This is a genomic window from Chitinophaga ginsengisoli, assembly GCF_003014595.1.
In the GTDB taxonomy this organism is placed as follows: Bacteria; Bacteroidota; Bacteroidia; order Chitinophagales; family Chitinophagaceae; genus Chitinophaga; species Chitinophaga ginsengisoli.
Map to the genome: position 1 here is coordinate 779,707 of NZ_PYGK01000002.1, position 24,807 is coordinate 804,513.

The 24,807-nt window shown below is 48.1% G+C and carries 16 protein-coding genes; all 16 read right to left on the reverse strand.

Features of this window, described 5'->3' with window-relative positions; translation table 11 throughout:
- Position 1 precedes the first annotated feature (1 nt).
- Entirely contained in the window at positions 2 to 4,006 is a 4,005-nt protein-coding gene (locus CLV42_RS07680; RefSeq protein WP_106601301.1) for a baseplate J/gp47 family protein, read from the reverse strand.
- Positions 4,006 to 4,464 carry a GPW/gp25 family protein gene (locus tag CLV42_RS07685; RefSeq protein ID WP_106601302.1) on the reverse strand — a complete coding sequence of 153 codons (459 nt, stop codon included), beginning with the start codon at positions 4,462 to 4,464 and terminating at the stop codon, positions 4,006 to 4,008. The genes CLV42_RS07680 and CLV42_RS07685 overlap by 1 nt, the downstream gene beginning before the upstream one ends.
- A 24-nt stretch (positions 4,465 to 4,488) precedes the next feature.
- Complete coding sequence (locus CLV42_RS07690) at positions 4,489 to 4,779, reverse strand: PAAR domain-containing protein (protein WP_106601303.1); 291 nt, start codon at positions 4,777 to 4,779, stop codon at positions 4,489 to 4,491.
- 21 nt (positions 4,780 to 4,800) lie between these two features.
- Positions 4,801 to 6,588, reverse strand: coding sequence for a type VI secretion system tip protein VgrG (gene vgrG / locus CLV42_RS07695; RefSeq protein ID WP_106601304.1), 1,788 nt, complete (start codon positions 6,586 to 6,588; stop codon positions 4,801 to 4,803).
- Between the two features lie 2 nt (positions 6,589 to 6,590).
- On the reverse strand, positions 6,591 to 7,301 hold the full coding sequence (locus CLV42_RS07700; RefSeq protein WP_211303404.1) for a CIS tube protein: 711 nt from the start codon (positions 7,299 to 7,301) through the stop codon (positions 6,591 to 6,593).
- Positions 7,301 to 7,471, reverse strand: a complete 171-nt coding sequence (locus tag CLV42_RS33860) for a DUF5908 family protein (RefSeq protein WP_170117427.1) — start codon at positions 7,469 to 7,471, stop codon at positions 7,301 to 7,303. Before CLV42_RS33860 ends, CLV42_RS07700 begins: the two co-directional genes overlap by 1 nt.
- 20 nt (positions 7,472 to 7,491) lie before the next feature.
- Positions 7,492 to 7,941, reverse strand: a complete 450-nt coding sequence (locus CLV42_RS07705) for a phage tail protein (RefSeq protein WP_106601305.1) — start codon at positions 7,939 to 7,941, stop codon at positions 7,492 to 7,494.
- A 2-nt stretch (positions 7,942 to 7,943) separates the two neighbouring features.
- Positions 7,944 to 8,387, reverse strand: a complete 444-nt coding sequence (locus CLV42_RS07710; protein ID WP_089831925.1) for a phage tail protein — start codon at positions 8,385 to 8,387, stop codon at positions 7,944 to 7,946.
- A gap of 43 nt (positions 8,388 to 8,430) precedes the next feature.
- Entirely contained in the window at positions 8,431 to 9,273 is an 843-nt protein-coding gene (locus tag CLV42_RS07715; protein ID WP_106601306.1) for a hypothetical protein, read from the reverse strand.
- Between the two features lie 47 nt (positions 9,274 to 9,320).
- Positions 9,321 to 10,268: a hypothetical protein gene (locus CLV42_RS07720; RefSeq protein ID WP_106601307.1), complete on the reverse strand. Its 948-nt coding sequence runs from the start codon at positions 10,266 to 10,268 to the stop codon at positions 9,321 to 9,323.
- Positions 10,269 to 10,323: 55 nt separating this feature from the next.
- Positions 10,324 to 11,727, reverse strand: coding sequence for a phage tail sheath family protein (locus CLV42_RS07725; protein ID WP_106601308.1), 1,404 nt, complete (start codon positions 11,725 to 11,727; stop codon positions 10,324 to 10,326).
- 11 nt (positions 11,728 to 11,738) lie between these two features.
- Positions 11,739 to 12,962, reverse strand: a complete 1,224-nt coding sequence (locus CLV42_RS07730; protein WP_106601309.1) for a hypothetical protein — start codon at positions 12,960 to 12,962, stop codon at positions 11,739 to 11,741.
- A 2-nt stretch (positions 12,963 to 12,964) separates the two neighbouring features.
- Entirely contained in the window at positions 12,965 to 13,579 is a 615-nt protein-coding gene (locus CLV42_RS07735) for a DUF4255 domain-containing protein (RefSeq protein WP_106601310.1), read from the reverse strand.
- A gap of 844 nt (positions 13,580 to 14,423) precedes the next feature.
- Positions 14,424 to 16,148, reverse strand: coding sequence for a hypothetical protein (locus CLV42_RS07740; protein ID WP_106601311.1), 1,725 nt, complete (start codon positions 16,146 to 16,148; stop codon positions 14,424 to 14,426).
- A gap of 24 nt (positions 16,149 to 16,172) precedes the next feature.
- On the reverse strand, positions 16,173 to 21,656 hold the full coding sequence (locus tag CLV42_RS07745) for a coiled-coil domain-containing protein (protein WP_106601312.1): 5,484 nt from the start codon (positions 21,654 to 21,656) through the stop codon (positions 16,173 to 16,175).
- Positions 21,657 to 21,687: 31 nt separating this feature from the next.
- Positions 21,688 to 24,807 (reverse strand): hypothetical protein, encoded by a 3,120-nt coding sequence (locus CLV42_RS07750; protein ID WP_106601313.1) that lies wholly within the window; start codon positions 24,805 to 24,807, stop codon positions 21,688 to 21,690.

Genomic DNA, 24,807 nt, shown 5'->3' on the forward strand with positions numbered 1-24,807 from the left:
TTTATTTGATCCTGAATACAGCTTGCTGACTATTGCCGTTGCAGGTATCGTTAGTAATGATTGTATAAGTTTGTTCGCCGCCTATCAGTACAGACCATGGCGTGTCTGCTGTGACAGCCTTTACCGCCGGGCCGTCTACGCCGCCGCTTTTCACGAACATCGTGAAGTCGGTAACGTAGTCTACGTACTCACGATTTTCGATGAACTGTAATACGGACGACATCATCAGTGTACCACCGAATATGATGTTCTGTGCGCCGCTGTTGATCCATGGCGACAGGTAGGCTTGTACTTCGCTGATCAGTTTTTTCTGATAGAAGTTCGCATCCCTGCCGGCCCTCAGGCGGATATTGCCCTTGAAGCTGATAGGCTGATATACCGGATTGATGACCTGCACCTTTGCGAATACAGAAGTACGCGTGCGCAGGTAGTCACTAACCCTTTCCAGGATGATACGGCTCACCTTAGGACTGAACCGTTCATCTGCAGGGTAATTATCTATCTGCGGGATCACCGCCAGCGTCACCCAGCCGGGCGACTGCAGCTGTGTGATGTTGCCCTGCGCATCGCGGCACATCTTACTGTGCGGAATACATTTGATCTTGGAGATCTCAGGGAAAGCATCCAGTATGATGCGCTCATAATCGAAAACATTGATGGCCCTTCCTTTGTGGCGTAAACGTTCGCTGACGCGGATATAAAACTCGTCGGCCGTTTCTTCTTTCCTGCCACCAAAAGATGGATAGGGCTGTGTGATCTTCGTGATCATCGCATCAGGTACTACCAGCCCGCTGATGGTCGATGCGGCCAATGCCGTATTCACACGTGCAGGATCATTCTCCTGGCTGCGGAATACTGCTACTGCAGCCTGCGCCATCACAGCAACACCTTCGCATACTGCAGCTGAATACTGGTGTGTGGTAATACGTAACCAATGCAGGCCGGATGGCAACACGGTATGCGTAGTATCTGCATCCCATGGCAATGCAAGGGTAACAATGCCTGACACCAGCATCTCTTTAGTTGTATCACTAAGGATCTGTGTATTTTTCTCCAGTGGTTGCCATTCATTGCCCGACATATAATGCCATTGTATGTCGGCCCTGCGGATATCAGGATTTGCAGTGAATTCAGCCAGCTGGAACAACAACGCTACGTTAGTACCAGGCACTGCCTGTTCCAGTCCTATATAGAGCGTACCCTCGTCATCATACACAGGCATGAAATTCGTGGTAGCACCGGAAGATAAAGTCTTGTAGTTACCTTCTTCATAAGGATACTGATGCAACAGAGTAACATCAGCACCGGTTGCAGTGGCATCATAATTCAGGTAGAAGCCTTTAATAGTAGGCGTATATGGCGGCAGCGGAAGCGCTATTAAAGAACCGACATTATTACCCACAAAAGTGTTCATGCCATCCGCAAGCGATTTAGTATCATTAGCGCTGCTATCTGCACTGCCAGCAGCACCTCTTAGCAAATCAAAATCCCCATCGGAAGAATCTTTTGTAATGAGGTTTGCCTTGCCAAGCGCAGTACCTGTATCCGTATGCGTACCGGTAGCCGAAGCTAAAAGACCGCTTGCCTTTGCCTTTATATCATCCAGTCGCAGGTTACCTACTTTCAGCAACTGTGAACCCAGGATACCCGGATACTCATCATGCTTGAAATTATTCACCAGTTTCAGGCGCAGGAATCCATACAGTGCCGCATTGCTAAAAGGGAGCAATGGCGCCTGCTGCGTCAGCAGTGGTATCTTTTCCGTCTCAGGTATATCGATCTCCCTCACCCGTTGTACATGATGCCCGCCATCCTGGTCGAACAACAGTGTACCAGTTCCTCCGGTAATGCCTTTCCACTCTCCATTATCCAGGCGTTCCAGATCTGCCTTAAAATAAGTATTGTCGATACCCGGCAGATTATAAGCGGCATAATGTTTTTCAAAGTCGTCAGGATATCCCTCCCACTCCATGTGCAGCTTCATATCTGTCACCCGTTTCCTGAACACCTCATCACTACCTATGTAGAAGTTACTGCCTGCTTTAGGGATACTGGTGAAAGGAAGGAACTTACCGTTCGGATCCAGCGGTCCTTCATCATTACCGATCAGCAGGTTCTTCACATTAGTCACATGTACATTGACAGTGGTATTCTGAATAACCAGGTTACTCAATATATCGTACCATGGTATTGCCGTCTCTGCGAGATAATAATGCAGGCTGTGATTGAAGAGGATGCGCAGCAGCGGATCATTTACAGGATAAGTAGCTTTTATAACATCAGGTGCAGGAGCGATCAATGCCGGTGCATCAGCAGCCAGTACAAAGTTCAGGGTCAGCTTGTTGTTATCTACCAGTGTGGTAGTGATTGCCGGTGCAGGATACCAGCCTGCTTCCGTAGTACAATCTACCTGCAGCAGTCTTCTGCGTGCAATATCTTTCGCGTCCTGCAATTGCTGCGGACCAATATTCGTATAGGTGGCAAAATCGTGTTCACCCACTGCATCTTCCAGCCATATTTCCGTGATACCCGCATTTTTCATTTTGGTGCGGATAGCAGCAAGACTACCTTTATCGATGGCCTTCTTCTGCATAGCTTTCAATACCGCTTCATTCAGCAGGTAGAAAGGTTTATTCAGCAACGCTGCCAGCTGTGCGGCATTGTCGCCCAATGATGACAGTTCAATAATTACCGTCACATTGCGCGTGCCTTCTTTCAGCAGCAGCACTGGTGAAGCAAGTAACAATCCGGTAGTGGCAAAAGGAAAATGTGCTACGCCTGCCTGCGGATTATTCTTGCTGACATATTCAGCAGCACCCAGCAAAGGCCAGCTGTTGTAAGCAGGATTACGGAAACCTTCTCCCAATCCATCAGCACTTGCAGCAACAGGCGCCACATACACATTCGCTTTATCATCTTTGAAAAGCGTACGTAGTTGGTTCACCTTTGCTTTATTCAGCACCACATCATCGGCTGTAAAGAAGCTGACATCTTTACCTGTCGCATCTTTACCGGCCTTCAATGCAGTATCTTCCTTCAGCAGGTAATCAGGCAATTGTTTAGCCAGTTCAGCTACAATGTGTACATGATCTGGTGTGAGCGGTTTCTTTTTCAATCGCAGTACCTCTTCGTAGAAGAAGTTCAGGTGCTGGCGGCCGATGGTATTCATCTGCGTTTTCACCTGTGCGAAGAGCTCCAGGAACGCATACAGCAAGCCTACGTGTGGCTGATGTTTCTGCTGTCCGTTCAACACCGCATCAAAATCTTTTACAGCAAAATCCTGTACCTGCAGGATGCCTTTATAGAAAATGACAAACAGCTCATCCAGCTGTGTCAGTACTTTCGCTCTTTTACGGCGGGGATAGCTGCTCAGTCGTACCAGGTAAGCATCTTTAGCGATCAGCTTATCCATTGTGAGTCCCCAGCCACTGTTCTGCCGCAGGATGGCAATGTTGTTCACCGCTTCTTCCGGCAGTGGATTTTCCGCATCTACCATAGTATTGGCTATGGCGATAAGGCGGTATAAGGCCTTACTGAAATCCGACTGTACCAGGGCGCGCAGTACACTACTGAGCCCAGTGGAGCTGTCCAGCTGTGTATGCCAGCTATTCAGCTGCATCACCATATCCAGTATGCGGAAGAACATGGACCAGAACTGATCTGCCGGCAATTGCTGCGTCAGGTCTGTCCTTGCCTTCTGATAAGCCGCATCAAAACCGGCAGTATCAAACTGCTGGATGGCAGCATACTGGAAAGGCGGATTACTGCGGAAGAAATCCTGCCAGTCCCCGCGGGACGTCAGCGTAGTGTCGGCCCTGCGGAAAGGCTGATCTGTATCATCATAATAAAGTACGTACCTGGCATAGCGGTACAGGAACCCCAGTAACTGGGCTGTACTACGTTCGTCTATCTGCACTTTATCAGTTGACAGCGCTTCCATTTTACGCTGCAACTGGCTTACACCATCGCGTACCAGGTTATTCGATATGTTTTCTGAAGCATTCATTATCTTATTGCTATGGCTGCATTTATTCCTTCTGAACGGCCTTCCTGTATATAGAAGTCATATACATAGTTGTACCGGGAATTAGTGGCCCTGATGGTATAATCGATATTGATCCGTAAACATCCCTGTATGGCGTCCCACGAGTCAGACTGCGATACAGTGATCTTATCGGCCTTTATTCTTGCTTCGTAGTATAGGATGGCATTTGTTACCAGGTCTGTAATGAAACCGATCAGTGTATTGCTCATGGATTCAAACTGGTAATCTGCCAGGTTGCAACCAAACTGGGGAAGCATCACGCGTTCGCCCAGGCTGGTCGACAAAAGAATATGAAGGCTTTGTTCTATATCCTCCCGCCCTACGGCCATTAAGGCGTAACAATCTTTGTCGTCATTGTCTTTGCGGAAGGTGGGGGGAAAAGACCAGCCGCAGCCCAGAAAATCTTTTGCGTCGAGCATATACAAATCTTTTTAGCGTCTATGTTAACCTCCTATCATCACCGTAGGACAGCCTAATACAATGGAGCCGCCATGGGCTGTCGTATCGCCCATACGGGCGGCAGGCTTGCCTCCTATCATCACCGTGGCGGAGCCTTTTACGATGACGTCCGGCGGACCGGTACACACCAGCATGTCTCCTACCGTTGCTGCCGGCATTCCGCCTATCAGTACCGTAGGCACGCCCGGACCGGAAACAGGACCGCCTACATGCGGCACAACGCCTGTTACCATGGGACAAACATGCATATCTGTTATTCTTGCTGCCGGGGGCATTGTTTTGACTTCTTTAATTTTTTAGTTAATCTTCACCATTCCGCCTGTTAGTTCCAGCATGGCTGAAGATGCGACCTTTGCTTTGGCCTGCCCGTTCAGTTCCAATGTGGTGTTTGCTTTTCCGGAAATGGTTGTACCTTCTATCTTTATGTCTGTGGCGGCTTTCAGCGTGAAAGACGCGCCGGCTTCCATCTTAATGTCTTTGGGACTCTTAATGGTAATACCTGCCTGTTCCATCTTGATCATGTTACCATGCTGATCCTGGATGGTGATCGCTTTGTCTTTCTCACTCAGCTCAATGAAATTGCCCGCAGGCGTTTCCATCTTCATCACCTTATTCTCATCATCAAACATGGTTTTCATCTTGCTGCGGGTCACCAGGCCTTTGATATGATTCGTATCCTGCGCCTGTACAGGAGCCGGTTTGTTACTGCTGTGCAGCATTCCCAGCACCACCGCAAAACGGGGATCACCATTAACGAAACCAACGATCACTTCATCGCCTATTTCAGGGCGGAAGAAGTAGCCCCTTTCCTTGCCCGCATCCAGTGATGCTACACGGGCCCAGGTGCCTTTGTCGCTATTGTCTGTCAGCGGCATCTTTACCAGGATGCGGTCTTCGCCGTCAGGATCACTCTCCAGCTGCACCACCACACCTATCTGCAACCCCTGCACGGCAGGCAGCATACCTGCGGCAGGTGTTTCTATCAGCTCAGGCTTATGATGGAACCATTCAGGAGAGATCCCAAACTGTAAATTGGTCTGCCAGATGCCATCTACGTATTCATGACGTACGCCACTCACATATACCTGGCCGTCAAAGCGTTTACCAAGCCCTTTTAGCTCAATGGTATCGCCGGGTTTTGTATCAGGCGAACCTTTTATTTTAGCACGCCCACGGATCTTGGACATCCTGCTTTTCAGCAGGACTGACTCAGTCCAGGCTTTCAGTTCAGGCTCACTTACCAGGCCGCTGTGGCGCAGTTCCAGCTTGGCTGGCGATACTGCTTTTGCCAGTGAGCTACCCGAAAGATTGCCCGCTTCTTTGAAAGACACACTTGAGGTGGAGTTTTCCTTCACCGCCTGGTCTTTGTAGCTCCAGGAACTGGCGCTTACTTCCTGCCATTGGGTACGGGCGTCTATTTCGGCATCGAATTCCTCGATAGTAGCGCCATATACCAGTGTAATGGTAGGAGAACCAAGCGCAGGTTTCACCATATTCACCTTACCGTCCTGCACCAGCAGGATACAGCTGTTCATTTCTGCACGGCTCAGGGTAAAGTCCCAGTCCGTGCAATAGAACTGTACCAGCTCCTTATGCGTTACGGAAGTAGATGCCAGTGTACCCGCCTTGCTGCCCAGCACTTTCTGCAGGGCATCGCTGTCGGTCATGTCCCTGAAGTATTTATTCTTTCTGCCCAATGTGAGCGATACGGTTTCATCCCTGCAATCGAGGTATAGAGAGGCATTACCGTTCTCGCTGGCTTTGATGCCATGTTTAACAATGATGCCTTTGAAAACGCTGACGTTCTTTCCGTCACGTCCTACCTGTATCTCTACCTTGTTGCCGGGAATGAAATCAGCCGCTTCACTCACGGCAAATTTCTCCTGTGAGGTATCACCGTCCAGGTACTGGAGCCTGGCGTATGGGATCTGGTTCGCTTCCTTCACTACAGACACTGAACGCAGGTTATAAGCAGGATCGCTCACCCTGTTGCCGTTGATCAGCACTTCAATACTGGTATAGTCGTAGATCTCCGGACTGGGTATGATCCGTTCGTCTGTGCCTATGTTTTCTTCGTTCGCCATGTTCAGGAAGTTTTTTGGGTCCCGGTGTTTTTCACCGGCGGGAAAGCCAGTTCATCATCCGTACGCAGTTTCCGTACGCTGACCAGTTCATTGTAATAAGCTACCTGCATATAGAGAGCAGGGTCGCCGTAGTTTTTATAAGAAAGCAGCGGCAGTGTATCGCCGTCAGCCACCCGCACACTACGGAAAAGGTCCGGTGAGTGTTTATCCTCTTTTGCGACCCGTTTTTTGGGTTCTACATACTGAGTGAACGAAGCACTCACCTTCGCCCTTAAAGGCTCCCCATTGGGCTTAAAAAGCACATAATTGATATCCAGGGTAGCAAGGATACAGTCAAAGGTGAACAGACCCCACTGGATCTTCAGGATGGCCGGCTTGTGCGCCTCGCCCTGCATCCTGTACACAACATTCAGCAGTTGTTCCACCTGGTCCTTTATTTCCGTACCGTTCAGGATATTCCCTTCAATGGTACCTGTATTGTCCAGGGTGAAGTCCAGCTTGAGCTGTTCGGGTGCGGTGAACTTGTATTCCGGAGCGCTCCCCTGGTTACCGCCGGTCGACTTCTGCTTCGCCTCTACCTTGTAGGACTGCGCATAACTTTCCGGGTTAATGGGGATGGTAAAATCGGCGCCGGCTGACTTGTCCTGTTTCGGATTGAGGAAGGGCCGGATGACGATCTTCTCTACATTCGCGGTTTCTTTATTCGTTGCCATCAGCGTTCTCTTTGATCTTTCAGGATTTCCAGCACTTTTTCCACGCAGGCACGGACAATCGCATCAGGAGATCCCTCCTGATGTTCCTGGCTGCCGCCTGTATTACCTTTGTTACCGGCAGCTTCATCGACAGCTACCTTGATGACCATTTCTCTTATCTCTACTGGCATGGGGCCTGGTTTTAAAATGACTATTCCACGTTGAAATAGTTGTAATTCAGTTCAAATGTTTCAATGACCACCTCACCTTTATCTGCATTGAAGTCTGCTACCTTCCAGTTCTTGGGCCAGGCGCGGTGCACCTTCCAGGTCATGAGCGGCTGATGCTGCTCATTCAGGAGCGTAATAATGAGATCAATGGGCGAAAAGCTGAAGTTTTTGAAAGCATCGAGACACCACTGCGAAACGGTGGATTCTCCCGGTTTGAAGATACCGCGGCGCAGTACAAGGTCTGTACACTTGTTGCGCATAGGTATCACGTGCTCAAAGCGGTTCTCCCCGCCCTCCCGCAGCGTATCAGTCTGCATCTGAAAGTTGAGTCCTGATACTGACTGGAAAAGGATGTCGTTCTCCACCCTTTTGTCGAACAGGAACTCTACTTTAAAATGAAACCCTACAGGAGGATAATTAGCAGTTGCCATTATTATTTATTTTCGATCACCAGACCTTCATGCACCAGCTCTACGCTTTCAACAGCGATCTCGTTGGCATCCGCTTTCAGATCTGCAGACTGTACCTTGATAGGCCATGCATTCTTCACCTTCCATACGATGATCGGTTTGTGCGTCTCGTCCAGCAGGCTGATAGTGATGTTCCTGCGGTATTTACCGTTCTGCTCCTGGAAGAATACGGTTTCTTCCCACCAGTCGAAGTATTCGTTGTCTGACTGGAAAGTGCCGCGTTTCAGCGTGATATTGCTGTATTTCTTCAGACCTGGTTGTTTGGTCTTATGGTATTCAGGACTGGCGCCATGGCGGTATTCAATCGCTTCTGTTTCAACAGTGAGACCGGTTACTTCAGTAAAACCGATGTTTTTACCACCCCATTCTACCTGGAAGTGAAACTTGGGTAATGGATAATTTGCCATTGTAATTTTTTTGTACTGTTATGATTGAATGTTGAAATCTTGATTATTTTTTTGCAGCTGCCGGTGTGGTATCACATGCCTTTGCAGCTACTGCGGCGGCATATGCTTTGTCCAGTGCTGTCTTGCGGGCCTGTGCAAATTCACGTTTGCAGGAAACCACTTCAACTTCTTTCTGCAGATCTTTCAGTTCGTCGAGTGTTGTCTCGTACTGATGTTTCGTTTTGGTATAGAAGTCGCAAGCCTCGTCGTCCATTGGGAACAGCGGTGTTTTCTGCGGGTGACAGGAAGCACAATCTTCCAGATCCGGCTTTTTGCCATCAGTCATCAGTTTATAGGAACCAACTACCTGGAACAGCAAGCCTTTTTCGCCGGCCAGCAATCCCCAGAGGTCTTCTTCCTCATGAAAGGTTCCCAGCAATGCCTTGATCGCATCCTTAATAGCTGTCAGTGCATCTTCTGTAGCGGTTTTCAACGCGTTCAGATTAGCCATGATAGAATTAGCACCTCTATCAGGGATCTTGTTATCGATACGATCGGTCAGTACTTTAATCTGTCCTCTCAATACTTCTGTGCAATCCAGCAGTTTCTTTGCTTCACAGATCAGGATCTTGATAGCATCGATACACAGGCGTGCATTCTTACCGGATTTCTCATTGTACTTACGGGTCCTTTCCAGGGTACCCAGGTAGATCATACCGAGACGGTTTGTTTCGGTAATAGTTGCCAGCAGGTCTCTCAGCACATCAGCCCAACGGCTCTTTTTGTCGAGGGCGCTCTTCTTGGAAGCCTCCTGTGCGAGGGCATTTACGAGTTCCTGGTCAGCCTCAGTGACCTCTTTCTTCAGGCGGTCCAGGTATTGTTGTACGGTATCTTTATTTGAAGCCATGATGATTAAATTGTGTACGGTGTTTTAATAATGTGAAACGGGCGTTATTATGCTTCGTTTTCCTGTGGTTCGCCAGGTGTTCCGCAGTTAGGGTTTTCATATGCGCCCTCTGCTTCCTCTGAAATATCATCCAGTTTCTGACAGCCACCGCCGTTACAGTTTTTATCCTCTACAAACTTGCTGGTTGCCACGTCAGCATCTTTCAGTACCCAGGCTTTATTCTTGGAAGTACTTGCAGTGCTGAGCGCTTTGAGTGCATCACCCAGTGGTTTGCGGGAATCATCATATTTCTTCTGGGAATTTTTAACGTTGTTCTCTACGTCTGTGATCAGTTTACCACCATCAGTTTTAGCGGTAGCGATCAGCGCAGACAGGTTATCGATATTAACGAAGGCATTGATACCGGCTACTTTTACAGCTGCCTGTGCCACGTCATCCGCCTGGTTTACGATCTTCTCAGCGTATTGTACAAACTCCTGTACACTGTCTTCGATATTCTTTTTATTGGGGCCTCCTTTTGAAAGGTTCTCGCGGATCAGCTTTAACTCTTCAGAGTTGCAGGAATCTGCCACAGCATCTTTCAGTTTGCCTGCCAGTGTATTTACCAACCCTACCTTCGACTTGGCAGCTTTGATAGCGATAACGGCAGCATCAAAAGAAGTTTTAACAGAAGCATATTTTGTCTGTGCAATGGCTACAGTAGCAGTAAGGCCTTCCAGGTCCTGTCCTGTGTATACGGTTACACAGTTGCTGAGAAAGTTATACTCCTTTACAGCACGGGCTAATTTATCGTTGACCCTGCGTTCAACGCATACTACCTGGCTGGCAGTATTGGTGAGGATCACTTCTGCTTCGAGGTTGGCAGAACGTTGCTGCAGTTCTTCTTTCAGGGTAACTCCGTATTCCTGCATCAGCAGATCAAACTGAGATGGGGATGGTGGTACACATTGTACTACCGGTTGTTGTTGTTCTACCGGAGGTTTAAAGTCGCTCATATATGGTGTATTTTCTGGGATTTACAGTGATTACAAATGGGGCACTTTAATCAGATTAAGATTCCTGCATTTTGTGACTGAATTTCAGGATGATGAATTCAGCCGGACGTACTACAGCCAGACCAATTTCAACGATCATTCTTCCTTCCAGGATATCAAATGCAGTCATGGTTTCATTGATACCGATCTTCACGTAGAATGCATGTTCAGGTTTAGCGCCTGCCAGTGCACCGGAGCGCCACTGATTGATGAGGAAGTTTTCGATCATCGCTTTTACCTTCACCCAGGTATTGGCATCGTTCGGTTCGAATACGAAACCTTCACTCGCCTTTTTGGTAGACTCTTCCACCATGTTGAAATAGCGGCGTACAGATACATAGCGCCATTCGTTGGAGTTACCGTCCAGCGTACGTGCACCCCATATCTTGATACCTCTGCCGGGGAAGAAACGGATCGCATTTACAGACTTCCCTGCATTTACATCCACGTTCAGGTTGCGTTGGATCTGGTCACTGATATCGCAGGTTACACCGGATACTGCCAGCAATCCTTCGTTAGCAGGCGCCTTCCACACACCACGTGCATTGTCTACACGGGCATATACACCGGCAACGGAAGCAGATGGCGGTAATATGATAGAGAAGTTGGAAATAGCCAGTTTAACGTTTGCTTTCTCCAGGTTATTCAGTCCGGCGAAATTAGGCGCACTGCCACCTACGATAGTCACTGTAGTTTCATCATACGCATAATCAAATGTAGAGCGGATGTTAGGGAAATATACAGCACCATAGCTGGTGTAAGGTGAGCTCAGGGAGATAGCGTCGCGGAACGCATTTGCTGCCGCCAGGATCTGTCCTTCTGTTTTCAATGTGAGACCATTGTCAAACAGGTCCATGATCACAAAACGGTCTTTCAACTCAAAGCACTGTGTCAGTGCAGCTTGCAGCAGGGTTGTGTAAGTATCCTGTGGCAGGTTCTGTCCTTCAGGGAAAACGATCAGTGTAGGTTCATCCTGTTTTCTCAGTTCGGTCAGTGCATCCAGGAATGGTTCCGAATCAGTGATCGGTGTACCTAAAGTCTGGTAAGCGCCTACAGAGATAATGTAGCATGGACCACCACCATTTGCATAGAACTGCTGCAGTGCATAGTACATAATGTGTTTAGACAGACCTTTGCCATCAGCAGTATCATAGCTTACAGTATAGCGTGTACCTGATGTATCACTGGTAGTGATGGTAACGATCAGGTTCACTTCTTTCTGCGGGCCACCATAGATATTTTCGTACTCCAGCAGTGAGCTGATACGTACAGGTGTACCCACTACTGATTTACCATCTACAATAGCCTGCTCTGTAAAGCCAATGAACGCAGGAATAGCTGTTTCCACCGCGGTGATGGATGGGGGGAACTTGGAGATCTCTTCAATATACACGCCTGGTGTATAGTATGTGTTTGCCATAATCGATCAATTTATAATTTCATTTTAGGAAGTAAGATTTCGGAACATATCAGGTCACCCTGGCGGCTGATCATCTCTCCGTCAGGATTCGGAAGACTGACCGCAGCATAGCTTACCTTGCGGTAGGCCTGCATCAGCGGAAACGGCTGTTTACTGATGATCACTTTTTTGATGCCTGGTGGCGCGGGAAGCACTTCTTCCCAGTTCACATCAGCTCCCGGCGGATCTGCTTTCTGCAGGTAGTATTTCCAGTAAGTAGACCTGTTGGCGAAGCGCAGTTCAAAGACAGGTGCAGACGGTGTTTTGAGTACCCCATCGGCATCTACCAGTTCAAATGCAGCATCATTTGTATGCATTACCAGGTCGAGCACACCCCAGGCATCTTGCTGGTAAAGCGTTGAATGCAGATATACCGTATAACTTCTTTCATAGCTGTTACTGCCGGAGATCTTCAATGTATAGATCCCGTCTGGTATACCTGTAAAATCGAGGGCTGCATCCCGCAGGCCATCTGCGTTCTGAAAAGGCAGGGTCTTGATTTCATCCGCTCCTTTCAGCAGTACGAAGCTGGCCTGTGTAATTCCCTGCTTGTCGAACGTGTAGCTGAACTTCAGTGGCAACAGGATGCGATCATACTCATTGATGAGATGATGATCACCTGTTGTTACCCAGCCGGTAGCAGCGCTGTCAGTGCGGGCAATAGCCTGTGAGAGGTTGCCGTTGACAATCGCCATCTCTCCCATCTCATACAACCGGCCATCCGTGAACTCCTTTACGGAAGTGGATAATGAGGGAAAAGATTTACCGGTAGTCGTATCATCATTCGTGAAATAGTAACATGCAGGAAATACCGGGTTGATACGCAGGTTACTACGGGATAACAATGCAGCGTTCTTCAGGCGGATCACAAACTGTAACCGCAACTGACCGCTGACAGGCACCGCTGTAATTAACGCCCCATTGGGGCCTGGTGCAGATGCGATACCTAATACAAGTCCGGTGGACGTTTGACGATACACGATCCGCTGTCCTTTCAACAATTTTTCGGTAGCGGGCGTTGGTGTGATCTTCACGTTGTCCATCAGGTTGTACCGGTTATCCATAAGGAGATCGGCCAATCTGAATTCCTGGTCTTCCTGGGACAGGCTATAGTAGGTGCTTCCCTCTTTATCGAGGTAGAAGCTGTGCAACATATTCACCACTGCCAGGCGCCTGTATGTAATCTGAAAAGCCATTATTATGATTTGGGAAAAGCAATACTGTCTTTGGATTGGATCTGCTCCACAATAGTACCGAGTCCTGTAATCCTGTTCTCTGTGATCTTAACCAGTCTTACTTTATATAGTGCGCTGGGCATTTGTTTGCCGCCAAGAGCGCCCCACAGATGATTCAGTTGTTCAAAGGATAGGGAAAACAATTCTAAGTGTAACTGCAGATCGTCGGGTGCCTGACCACTGTTGATCAGGGCTTCGTTGGGGGAGTTCTTCAGGTTAAAACTTGTTTTACTCTGAAAGAACTGTATAGCCTGTGAAAGCCGTGACAGCGCATCTTCATAGTTCTTGTAATGCGCGGACACAAGCATGTACAGGTTCAGATATATTGGAGGATTGTGATAGGCAACTCCCTGCGCATTCCGATAAAAATGTGTGCTGTTCTTCAGGGTTGCTTCTTCCTCAATATTCACCAGGCTCAGGATGATCCGTTCTTCTGCGCCGGGTGGCCTGTCTGGTGTTTCCAGGGTAGCTACATTATCCAGAACCACATGACCTTCGGGGTCGTTTCCCATAGGATTAAAGGACTGTATATAACTATCCAGCTGGTCTTTTAATAATTTAAAAGCAGTGAAAATCATGGTTATGATTTTATTACTATCAAGACATGGAAGCTAGTCCGGTGGCTATTGCCATCGGCTGCGTTACTCGATATGATAAATGATATATTATTTCATCGATACGGTTGATGAGGAATACGTGGATCGTTTCCAAATACAGTTGTGGCAGCATTCTGCTTACGGATTTCAGAGGGTGTATGGGCCATAATGCACATGTTGCGGCGACTGCAGCGCATCAATAGTGTCAAGAATCTTCTTTGTTTTTTTGATTTTTTTTGGGGTACTAATTAAAAAAATTTGTCTTTTTTGAGTGAAATTTTGAGTTAAAATTGGAGTTCTTCAAACGCTTTACACACGATTACCATAGAGACGTAAAACTAGGTAATAATTCGGAAATAAAAAACTTTTCAAAGGATGTAAATTTAAATTGCGTAGAAGTACGCAATGTAATTTCTACTGATGAAAATTAACTTTTCTTATACAATATTTTCTACTCATATGAGGAAAGTATTGTTCTCTTTGTTGTTCAATTGCGATTACTCAAACTTGCATATGAGTTGCATATGAGTTGCATATGACTAGCATCTTCCTCCGTTTAAAAACGGAGGAAGAACGTAAGAATATGCTAGTCATATGCTAGTTACATCCTGGTTATATGCAAACTCATATAAAGATCATTCGCAACGGCAGGACTCCGTTAGGAGTCCCATTGTTTGTAGCGCGGGGTTTCAACCCCGGGAACGTTAGGAGTCCCATTGTTTGTAGCGCGGGGTTTCAACCCCGGGAACGTCATAAACCAGGATAGCATAACGTAATCATTCGCAACGGCAGGACTCCTCCGGAGTCCTATTACCGTGAACATGACCTACGGTATATCTTCGATCTGATCAAACTTCAGATTACTCCACCCCTCTCCTTTACCTGCCTGTTTAAACCTTCCCCGCCACAACAGCGGTTCCCCATTCAACCATCTCGTACGCTGGTAGGAGATGCTTACAATCACTCCCGCACGTGGGATCTCTTCTTCATTGATAAAATAAGGCGCGGGCTGCTCTTTGAGCAACATCCCATAAGCAGGTTTTGCTCCCGGCATGCGTGCGCGTTGGAACCGGATCTCTGTATCACTGTTCTCAACATGTACAGGTATAAAAGGTGTCCAGTTGCCGGGTACTGTTGTACCTAACACATACCGGATGACGGCATTACCAACCGGTACAAAATCAGACGGCGGCGTATCGACCCTTGCCATTTCGTCTCCTCTTATTCCCTTTCCTGTATGAGAGGGTACAATGTTTTCAACCGCCCACACCATATTGGCCATTTCATCCCGGAGGAAGTTCACTTCTTCCAGCGGCGGACATTCCAGTGCTTTGGTGATGGCTGGTGTCAGGTAGAAGAAGTTCGTATTATTGGTAGAAGCTGTCTTTGAGGAGTGATGGAACATGGCCCAGCGATGCCAGTTCGTTTCTGGTCCTTTGCCGGCAGGTCTGATTAAAATTTCCTGTCCGAATACATCTGTGATGACGATACCCTTTATTTCACAGAGGGTGTTGACGGCAAGTGGATAAGGCAGCATAAACCAGTCGTTCGAATAGATCAGTCCGAACTCTGCCAGCATGAGGTGCAGCATACCGGTAACAGAGGTATCGATCTTACCGAAATCGGTCTGGTTTTCTTCCATCTGCCAGAAGCGCGGATGCGGCATCCCCTTAAAGGCAATAGGCGATGGAAGGAATGAAACGAAGTTTTCGACAGGTCCGGCCTGTTCCCCCTCCTCTCCTGGTAAGGGTACCTGCTTACGTGGGTCCATGTCAAAGGAATACCAGTCGAGGTGTCCTTCATAATACTGATCTGCCACCAGTGTTACCTGCTGGTTCTGTGGAGATGATATACTGAACTGGTATTCCAGCTGAGAAGGCAGCCAGGCAGTATCGTCTGCATTTGCCGGCTGACTGTAATTCCGCTCATGCCATGCGGCGAACAAAGGTGCCAGGCTTTTGAAAGTACCTGCATCTGCGGGGAAAGCAGTATCTACCCATGTGTTAAAAACGTGGGATATCGCTATATCCTGGTACAATCTATAGCCGTCAAACATTTTATGCTTCACAGCACTATACAATACGACGGCATCCTTATCATGCGGATCTATTGCATAAATGAGCGGGTACCTTGTTATAAAATCCGGCAGCTTCCCTTCCAGGGAATGCTTCTTCATCAGTTTCAGGAAATATCTGCCCATCTGCACCGATACCGACAGGTCAGGACGGATCACTTCTCTTTCCACATGTGTTTCCAGTGGTATGTCCTGCTTAAACGGGAATGCATCTCCTTTCGGAAAGCTCACCCTGTCCATAGTGGTATGCATACCCAGGATCTGCGCCGTAACCGGGGAAGCGGCATCTTCTCCTTCAAATTCTCCGAACTGCCATTGACGGGTCAGCATCCATAAAGGGTCTCGTACTTCCGCTTTCAGGCTCCTGTCAAAGTTGGCGGTACGCGGAGAATTTTCCAGCCTGTTATAAGCTGTGATAGAAGGTATCCGGTATGATACAAGTAAGAGTTCAGTATATGATCGTGCTGCTTCAGGCATATATCATTTTTTGAAATAGTAAACCTATTTTAGTGATACAGACGTTATCGGTAGTGCTTCTGCCAGCAGTACCAGGTTCAATCTGTAATCCAGTGACACGTTCAGGTCATATTGCGTAAAATCAGCCACAATAGCCGGGCGTAATACACTAACGGCTGGATGACTCACCTCATCCAGCAATCGTGGCTCTACGGCTCTTAATTTGGCCCTTGACAGGGTATCGTTCAGGATGCCGATCAGGTCATCCCATGTCCAATGACCTTTCACCTGCGGGGTGATCGCCAGCAAAAGTGCTTGTGGCGGCATGGCATTGGGCTGGTTATAGTTGAATGAAATACCCGTAGTCTCCTCTGTTGTTGGAATAGCCTCTGTCCAGTCGTCTATCAGCAGACCGGATTGCCGGCCGGCAGGCGTAAATGCGTCTCCATGTACGACAATGGACAAGGTATCATGCACAATATTGAACGGCTGACTGGTAACTGGATCTGTTTCCGGAAACGCTACCGCCAGCCAGGAATCCTTCACTCTATAAGGCAGCTGAACAGCCTCCACCTGCAGGTCCTCTCCTGCATGATCCAGCTCATACAGTGAACGCACCTGCTCCCAGCGTTGCAAACGGGGCCGCACATGCGCTGCCTGCTGCATCCATTCTTCCACGATGTAGTCTGTATTCAGTTTAGTGGCAGCATAACTTAGTAGCTGGGTGCTGTCATTGTGTGACAGCAGGATGTCTGCTTCGTTATTGTAGCTAAACAGCGGCAGGATATTGAATGCCTCCTGCAACAGCAGTTTACCAGCCCGCCTGTACTCTTTTACTTTTTCCGCAATCACCGTCAGACTGGCGGCAGCGGTAACAATATCCCCGGAAGCCTTATATGTGACTGTTATTTTCCGTTGAATACCCTTCGCCTGTTCCAATAGTAGCGCCTTGCTTTCGGTAGTCAGTACCCAAGCGGGCTTGGGAAAAGCATCAGGAACACCAAACTGCGATACGGCCATCAGCGTTTCCTGCAACTTTTCCGCCTCCACGTTACCCAGTGTAAAGGAGATATCGTCAAAAGTCAGTTTCGCCTTGTCTAAGGCATTAAAAGCAGTTTCCAGTGTATTGTATACCGTCAGTAGGTTATTGGCATCCGGGTCTGGGATCTCTGCATGAACAGAAAGGCCATTTATAGCCCCGATATTGACCTGAAAAGCTGTCCGGGCACTCTGTACCCTTGCCAGCAGTTCAGCGTCGTCCAGCGCCCCCGGATTCGATTTATCGGCCAGACTTTTCTTTGAATCAGGATCATAGTCCGCCGCGTCCACAGCACGGGAGTCTGTAATAACAGCCCGCAGGCTGCCCAGCAAAGGCAGGAGGCTGGCCAATGTCTGCGTGCCCGTCACATTATCAGGCTGCGTAAAGGCAATGCTGATAGCCGTACTGTCTTCCAGTCCATGCGCTTTTCTATACTGCCAGGCAATACGGCTTTCCAACTCAGAGACGGAGGTTTTATCCGCCGCCCCTGTATTCAGCTCAGCTCCCGTGATATAAAGCAGATCAACCGGCTGAATACCCAGTTTATCCAGCGTCCATGTTTCCTGCCCCAGGGGCAGGTTCAGGGCGTCCAGATAGGCTACGTTGTATATTATCTTCGCCGGATCTCCTATTACCTTTCCGAGCCACTTATTCAGACCGGCTTCCATCTTTGCCCTTACCGTCATATCCACCGCAGGCCATGGATTACTGGCAGGATCAGCCGCATCTACATTCCCAAACTGTATCATCACCCTGTTGGTGAAGGTAAACTTACTACCTCTCGGCGTTTCAACGACATTCAGTTCAGCTGGAATAACGGCATCCTTCACCGCATTGAGCAAGGCACCACAACGTTCAAAATTACCCTGCACCAGCTGGTACACACTTTCTGCGGATAAAAGGTCTTTTACAGCATCCAGGGTATCCGCCAGTTTATCTTTCTCTGCTATGATCGCGTCTATCTCTCCTGCTGATGCCGATAGCACAGCACCTGTTGCGCCAAAAGGAAATCCCCCGGTCTTTTCAGCCAGTGTTACACCATTCACTACGTTATTGGCAGGAATACTTTCCTGCACAGTTCCTGTTCCTACCTGTTGCACTACATGCTGCAATAGCGGGAAAGCCGCGCGATAGTCGTAGATATATGCGTTCAGTTTCTTCAGACTATCATCCGCAGAACCACGGTCATGCAGTCCTCTTTCAAACTGATATCCCAGCAGTGCTTCCAGGGTCTGACCATTACGCATACCATCCAGTATGAACATGGCCCTGCGCACTCTTTCGGAAGAAAGATTCACTGCCATGATATCCGGATTCTCAGGTGTAGCATGACTCATATAGGCACTGCGTAACACCGCTGCGGCAGAAGCGTGATTCAGAGAAGGCGCATGCACAAAGCCCCCATTATCGGTATACTCGTACAAAGGCCGGTTAGCTGGCTTCAGTTTTTCAGGTACGGGATCAGTGACTACCCGACGTTTACCGGAGGGGCGTACATGTTCCACCCACCCATACGACCCGAGATAAATACCTTTCTGACGCTCCGCAGTCTGCAATCGCCGCTGTTGTGACAACCGCACATTGAACATACCGGTTTGCCATGCATCCAGGCGATAATTACAGGTATCCAGGTGTTCTATGAAACAACGTTCCAGTCTTGCCGTGGGCAGGTCAGCTAACGAACCAATGGCCTTTCTCATGGCAGTCAGAAAGGCTGCTTCATCCTCATCTCTGCCAAGCCCTAATAAATACGCGCCGATAGTACTGTTACTTTGCGGATGCTCAGGCGCTGCTTTCGAAACTGGTGCGCGCATCATCTCCCATTTACTCAGATCACCACCGGGACGGATATTATGGAAATTGGCAGGCTGCAACATGAAGTCAAGCGGGAAATCATTTTTCTTAAACCATAGTATAGATGCCTTGTGCAACTGCAATGACAGACTTCTGCGTAATTGCATGTACAACAGTGCTGCAGGGATTGGCTTCCCTGCACCAAAGTCCTGTTTTTCAAGCGTGTCCAGGTCTGTGATCTCTGCCAGCCAGTTGAGGTAATTCTTCTTAGCTGCTTCATTATAGTAAGTGATCCCGTCCTTTTCTGACAGTGGAACATTATCGATAAGATTAGCAGCATCCAACGTAGTATGATAATGCTGGTAGACCAGTCGTAACAACTGCGGTACTTTTAACACACCACCTTCATCAGCCGTATAACCCAATTGTTGCAGGAAGCTCAGCGCATCTGTCTTGGATGTCATGCTTTGCTGCAGGTCCTTATAATATTTGCCGCCATGTTTGAAGCTGTCCAAATTCCGCAGGTAATCTGTGGAATACCCGATGCGCTGGAAAACAGACGCACTGTTAGGCTGCAAACCGATAATATCCATCAATGTGGCAGACGGATCAAGCCCCGGTTTGCCTACGTAAGAAAGTTTGCCAAGGATCTCTTTCCATATCTCCGAATAGGCTTTCAGCACCACATATAATCCATTCAGGAATCTGTTATCCGGCAATGCGATACCCGGCACGGGCAATGTGCTGTTCCACTTCCATTCCTCGAAATTGCTGGTTAGCAGCACGCCGTAGGGCTGGTTGCCCACACGGATAGCAGGTAAGGGCCCACGACCTGTTACATGCCGCACAAAGAAACTGCGGAGCTTATCCTGTTGCGCTTCACTCAACACGGGGTTAATCATGGTATCGAAGTAATAACCCAAGGTAGAAGGAAAGAGCGCTGTGTTCATCGCTATGGCTTCCTCCAGGTCTTTTCCATTGCTATGCGCTATATTCTGTAAGGATGCATACTCAATACCCAGCGCATTAGCGAGGTTCTTCCCATCACAATCATCTGCATCAGTGAATAATGGCGCCTGCGCCTCTATTACATAACTGGCATTACTAAAATCATCATTCCTGGTATAACCGGAACCATTATCATCCATATTGTTGGTAGCACTGCCCTGTGGTATCAGGCTGAATCCCTTCGGGGAATAATGATGATTATCTATCAGTTCCTCCACCATCTGCTGTGCAGCCGATTCACTGGCGGAAAGATTTACTCCCAATACGAGTATCTTGTCAAATCCATTGGCTGCTTGTGTTGCGTTCAGGGGGATCCTGAAACCCATCCCATTCAGTATAGCCTTATCAAAGTCAGATGTCCAGTCATAACTTTCACCGAACACCAGCTTATCATCTTTCGTAACAAAACCGGCATCTGCATCCATCGGGTCCGGCCCTACAAATAATTCATCCGGTATAATATTCCCTACTACTTCCTTCGTCACTACATTGCCTTCATATAAGGTCACTACAAACCTGTCAGGCAAAACATTCACCCTGGGTGCGCGGCTCCAGGTATCGGGCTTTGTCAGTTCGGGAGAAGGGAATGTCAGCCCATCAACACTTTCTATATTCGGAAGATTATCCCAGTTGGTAGGTTTTGTCTGCAAGGCTACCCATGCAGCACGCTGAGGACTGAATGTCGTTGCCAATACATTCCAGGCTGCCTTCTTTTTGTCTTCTTTTTCCGCACCGCCCTTTTTCTCTGCGTCAAACAATGCCTTCCAGTAGGTGATGCCATCTTTCAATTCCTGACTGGTCAGCAGTTTTTCATGTGTATGTACAGCGATATCGTCGGGGTATATTCGTAACCACAGTTCTGAAAGATTACCGGAAGTGATAAACCGGGTTTCTATCCTTACGGGCATGAACAGGAAAGGAATATTGTCATTCAGTTGTTGCACACCATTACGCGGATGTGGGTCAACATAGATCCCTGCAATGGCATCCGACAATGCGATGTCGTTTTTATAATGCTGTTGTTTAGCCTGTACATATGCCTCCTGTTGTTGCTTCAGTGTCTGCAATACTTCGTCCATATTCTCACCATTACCCTGTTGCAGGAGACCTGCCAGATCAGCTTCCAGGCTAGCCAGTTTAATCTGGAGACCTTTCTTTGAAGATAACAGCTGTTGCTGTTGCTCCATTGCCTGCTGTTGTTGCTGCTTCAGCTGCGCAAGATCATGCTGTGCGGTGGCAAGGTTCTGATCCAGCTCAGGCAACAGTTTTTCCAGCTGCGCTATCTCCTGTATAAGTGCTGCAATAATCTTTTTATCAGGTGTTTCATTGCTTTCTTCCTCCTGCAACCGCTGCTGATCTTCCTGTATACGTGCAGTTGTCACTTCCTTTTTCTTCTGCAGGAAATCAATGTACTGCTCCTGTTGTTTCACCTTCACCCCATAACTGTCGGTTTCATTCAATGCCGCATTGATAGCCCTGATATCTGCCTGTAGTTTGGCGATCTGTTCCCGCAGGGCAGCGATCTGCTGCACATCAGGCGGCAGGGAGGTTTCTTTTTTACTAACCCGTCCCAGCAGGGTATTGGTAGCATGCAGATTGATCTGCGCCCTGTATAAGTCACCGGAACTTTGTTCGCGTTGCAGGCGCAAGGCTGTAATCAGTTCCTGTTGTTCGTTCAATGTGGGCATAATGCTTTATTATTTGGTGTGAATGGTATTTTTATGCATCAACTTTCTCCAGCATTTCCGTTGCGTGTACGGCCACCATGCTCGGTTTCTGGAACAGGATAAATGCCATATTCGCCGCATCCGTTCCCCATTTGTTAAACTCCGATGGAGGAAGGGGAATAGTGGGTTTTGTACCTGCTGTAATGAACTTCATACCAGGATCAAAGTTTGTCCAGGCCAGATCATCCCACGATAAACCATCACTTCCCTGGTCAAAGGAAACGTCCATACCAAACCTCGGCATTCCCGGTATTTCCTGTATGATGAAAAACCATCCCAGGTGGTCAGTGAAACCCGGAGTCAGCTCAGTACCTCTCGCCTGTTCTATGGTAAGATCGAATCCGAAGAATTTAATATCCGGCGCTATCTCGGCTTTATATAAGGGGAACTTGAGTTGTGTTTCAAACTCCGTATCGGAAAGGTCTAGGTCTATCACCGGATCATCATCAGGTGTCGCCCCCGCAAGTGCCTTCTGCGCAAAGATCAGGGTGTTAGGGTAACGCTTTAACAATTCTCCGCGTATCACCAGCACTAACTGCTCTGCATCTCCTTCTGCATCGCGGTTATTATGACGCCCCAATGTACTGCTGACAGGCCATGTATGAATAGGTTTGATATCCTTGTATGCTTCTCTCAGTTCAGCTTCGGATTTATTCTCTTTTGGACGGATCACACCTTTTACATCCCAGAACTGTCTGAAACTGCTTGGGCGTTCATCCGTAGGATATTCCCGCCATAATAACTCACGGCCCATTTCATGGTTCAGTCCAACCATGTAGGATTCTATAAATGGCTGATTTGTTTTCAGCAATGAAATAGTATTCTCTGGTATGAGCTTCAGGTTAGGCAGCAGCAGCTCATTCGAAATATCACACAGCCCTTTATACATCGGGTCTTCAAAATCGGGGTAAGCCATTGCAGGAAAGATCTTTTCCGGCGCATCCAGCTTTATATAAGATGGGAATTTCACCAACCTGTTAAGCCGCTGTGGATAGGCCTTGTAAGGATTAATAGCATCCCGCAGTTTCGTGTTGGCATTCCCCAGGTCGACCGATGTACGTACAGGATCAACCGCCTGCAACACCATTCTTCCCAGGAAGTCCTTCATAGCTACCCTGAAGTTTTGTGCCTCTACACTGTCAGCACCGGGAGTTGTTGGCGTAGGCGCTGGTGTAACTGTTTCATCACTTAATAGCAGCGTAAAATCGGGCTTTGCGGGTATATCTTTTAACTCGTCTGCCGCCTTGAAAGGATCATCCAGTGCTTCCGCTGCTGCCTCGTCATCCTTTCTGCCTTTCAGGAAACGGCTCAATGCAACATAGGCTGCCACAACTGCGACTATCAATACAGCAAAGGTGGCGTAGGCGCCTGTAATAAACATTAATAACAGCAGCAGTACTACGAGTATGATAAATGCCAGCAGACTATTCTTCAGCAGCCATAACATCAGATGGCTCAGCTGGTAGGGGAAGATCTTACTGGAGAAATCCTTTGTATTGGGCAGTCCTGCCGGTATTGTTTTAGGCGGAGCAGCCGTTAAGGTGCCGTCGTTTATCTTTGTAACAAGATCATTGTATACCAGCGGACCATTTGCACCCAGTCTTTTTGCCAGCTTGCCGTTAGGCCGTACCAATCTTCTGAACGCACCTGAGAATACTGTAGTAGGTAATATACTGTCAGTGATCTGCTGATAAATAGTAGTAGGACTCCCCATCACGCGCGTATGCACAGGTTTCGTCAAAGCCACCAGCACATTGTCGGGCAGCTTTGAGAATGTCTTCTGTGTAAACTGGAAAGTAACATACATGAGGAATTGGCTGTTCTTAATATTCCGGTTGGCCTCAATGATCCCGGCCACCTGCAGCCATGCTTTTTGCATATAGGTTTCCTGGTTCTTCTGGATCACTGCCGTCCCAAAGCCTGCAGGCACACGTGTACGCGGATCCCTGTTCAGCTCATTGACCCAGGTCTTTTTGGTAATATCCAGCAGCACTACATCTGTTGCTGATTTCTTTGCATGCTTGCCGCCATATAAGGGTACAGACACGACAGGGTCCTGCGTGAGATCGGCAGCCTGTATGGCCGGCAGGTTCACTATTTTCTGCAGCTCCTTCTGGAACTCACTGTCCGGCGGATTCGGAAAAACAGTTGACACTGTAGTGGGTGATTTAATTGCCCCTTCCAGTCCCAGCATAGGTGGCTGGGTACCGGGAATTTCTGTTGTATTATCATCAGCCCTTACAAAACCCGGCCTGGAAGCATCCATGTCCCGAATGCCCACCCTGGGGTCCATGGCCCTGGGTTCCAGCAGCTTTACCAGCGACTCGAAATCAGCATTGGTACCCGTCTGGAAAAACCATTCATAATAAACAGGCATCTCTCCTTTTGCACCGTTATCATCCCAGGAAGGCAACTGCGCTACTACATTTGCAGTAGGTAGCTCAAGTCCTGCCAGTCTCCCTGTTTCAAACGCAGGCACCAGGAATGCATAGTATTTTGTGTTGGCTTCCAGCTTCCGCGGACTCATTAAACGACAGTACAACTGGTCTGGATCATTATTCACTGTCTTATTCAGTGATAACAGGAACTCTTCATAATCAGACAGCTCACTGTCTGGTATATCTGCATCGCTATGCACATGCGCCCACAACCAGGTATCTTTGAAAGGCGGGAACGCCTCCTTAGCGTTGATATTAACAGACGTCAATGGCAGCTTTCTTTTCGTCCGCTCAAATTCAGTTTCTTTCACTACCAACAGTAACAGCCAGGGCCTGAGCTTATTACCCGACGGAGACGCCGGCGTATACCGCCAGGCAAAATCTTCATCATAAAATTCTATGAACGCAAGGTAGTTGGGCTCGAAATTGGTGATCCAGCTCAAGGGCTCCGTACGAACGATCATATCTTCTTTAATACCGATAATATCGCCCGGCCCTATCAGGGAAAAGTTCTTGGGAACATCCGTCGTATTGAGTGTGACCGAAATGGGAATTTCTGCACGCTCCTTTACAGCAGCAGCTCCTGCGCCAAGATCATCATGCTCGATAATATTGGCGGAAATACCTCTTCTTGACCATGCATGGAACTGGTATCTGGCGATTTCTACACTCAT